Annotated in this window: 1 protein-coding gene; it reads right to left on the bottom strand. The window is 61.0% G+C overall.

The window, feature by feature from the left end; genetic code table 11:
- On the bottom strand, positions 1–223 hold a 223-nt coding region (locus WFK98_RS27310), incomplete at both ends, for a hypothetical protein (protein ID WP_336802535.1).

Here is a 223-nt window from a genome sequence, read left to right as displayed (position 1 = left end):
GCCCGTATAGCCTCGATCCGCCGTAAAGACAGGGCTGCCAGAGGCTGAGATATTGTATGCGTTCGCGACAAGGTTCTGGCGCGCAGCCTGTGCGTCTGCCGCTGCGAGGACATAGAGCGCATCGAGCTTGGCCCAGACGCCTGCCGTCTTCAGCGAGACAATCAGGTCGTTGTAGAGCTTTTTCCGCGCGGTGGTCGGCTGGTTCGTCAGCCTCGCGAAGAAC

Origin of the sequence: Kaistia sp. MMO-174 (assembly GCF_037147815.1) — a bacterium.
Lineage (GTDB): Bacteria > Pseudomonadota > Alphaproteobacteria > Rhizobiales > Kaistiaceae > Kaistia > Kaistia nematophila.
Note: the sequence above shows the minus strand (reverse complement) of the source record. Positions and strands in the feature narration are given on the sequence as shown.